General features: G+C 62.8%; 2 protein-coding genes. Both read left to right on the forward strand.

The genetic code is table 11. The features are described from left to right. The first annotated feature begins 305 nt into the window (after positions 1 to 305). The gene (locus ABYB95_RS23065; RefSeq protein WP_372662555.1) at positions 306 to 671 is read left to right on the forward strand and encodes an HPF/RaiA family ribosome-associated protein; all 366 of its coding nucleotides are present in this window, start codon (positions 306 to 308) and stop codon (positions 669 to 671) included. A gap of 218 nt (positions 672 to 889) precedes the next feature. Then, positions 890 to 1,706 (forward strand): DUF2130 domain-containing protein (locus ABYB95_RS23070; protein WP_372662558.1); only part of this gene is annotated, 817 nt, incomplete at its 3' end.

Raw genomic sequence — 1,706 nt, forward strand, 5'->3', positions numbered from 1 at the left:
GAGCTTGTCGAAGCCCCCACCCACACCCAGGCGAGCCCTTCGACAGGCTCAGGGCGAACGGGTGTTCTTCCGCCCAGGCTGGAATCCCTTCCGTTCGGGCGGAGCTTGTCGAAGCCCCCACCCACACCCAGGCGAGCCCTTCGACAGGCTCAGGGCGAACGGGTGTTACTTCACCGGCCCGGATCTGTAGTATGGAGTGGAGCGCTTGAAGGTACCCGGGAAGCCATGAATGAAAAAAACAAACGCGGTTTCAGGTGCCTGGCAGCGTGCAACAACCCACCAACCCCAACCCACAGGAGAGCCCTATGAAGATTCAACTGAACACCGGTGCCCATATTGACGGCCATGATCGTTTGGCCGCGCACGTCAGCAAGACGGTGGAACAGGCGCTGGGGCATTTCAAGGACCACATCACCCGGGTGGAAGTGCATCTGAGCGACGAAAACGCCGACAAGGGTGGCGCGCATGACCATCGCTGCATGCTGGAAGCCCGCCTCGAACGCCGGCAACCTGTTGCGGTCACCGAACATGCCGCAACGCAAGATCAGGCGGTGCATGGCGCTGCGAAAAAATTGGCGCACCTGCTGGACAGCACGTTCGGGCGCGTGCAGGCGGCCCGCAAGAAGGGGCCTGACGCGCCGCTGTTGGCAGAGGATCTCGATCAACCCTGATCACAACGAGCGAACGCAGTGAATGCGTGAATTCGGGGCCAGGCCTGGCCTTTTGCCGCCGGGCTTGGTTGGCTTTCTGTCCTCACAGTTGGCGGCGCTGTCTCGACCGCCTCACGCCTTCTAATCTGTGACCCAAAGGGCTGGTTAACATGGCGGCCAGCCGGTAACTTGCCGGTATACAAGCAGATTCCGCCGATGGCGGGAGGAACGAAGCAGCCATGCACGAAATCATCTGTCCCCATTGCAAAAAGGCCTTCAAGGTGGACGAGGCCGGGTACGCCGACATCCTGAAGCAGGTTCGCGACGGCAAGTTCGAGCAGGAGCTGCACGACCGGCTGGCGTTGGCCGAGCAAGACAAGCTCAACGCCGTCGAGCTGGCCAGGTCGCAGCTGGCCAGTGAATCTCAGAAGTCGGCCGCGGGCAAAGACGCCGAAATACAAGGCCTGAAGGCGAAGCTGGATGCCGGTGAAACCGCCCGCAAGCTCGCCGTGGCCGAAGCCCTGAGCGCGGTGGAAAAGCAGCGCGACGCGCTCGCCAGCGAACTGGCGCAGGCCAAGCGCGACCAACAGGCCGCCACCGAGCTGGCCGACGCCAAGCTGGTGAACGGCCTGCAGTCGGCGGCTGCGGCCAAGGATGCGGAAATCCAGAGCCTGAAGGCCCAGCTCGACGCCATTGCCGTTGCGCAGACGCTCGCGATCACCGAAGCGGTGAGCGTGGTGGAGCGGGAGCGCGACGAACTGAAGAACGGGCTTTCGCGGGCCGAGCTGGAAAAGCAGCTCGCAGAGAAGTCGCTGAAAGACAAATACGAAACCCAGATCAAAGACCGCGACGAGGCGATCGAGCGCCTGCGCGACATGAAGGCGCGCCTGTCGACCAAGATGGTGGGCGAAACCCTGGAGCAGCACTGCGAGACCGAGTTCAACCGCATTCGGGCCACGGCGTTCCCCAGGGCGTATTTCGAGAAGGACAACGACGCGCGCTCGGGCAGCAAGGGCGACTACATCTTCCGCGATGCCGATGAAGCGGGCACCGAGA

This window comes from Hydrogenophaga sp. (assembly GCF_041633695.1).
In the GTDB taxonomy this organism is placed as follows: Bacteria; Pseudomonadota; Gammaproteobacteria; order Burkholderiales; family Burkholderiaceae_C; genus Hydrogenophaga.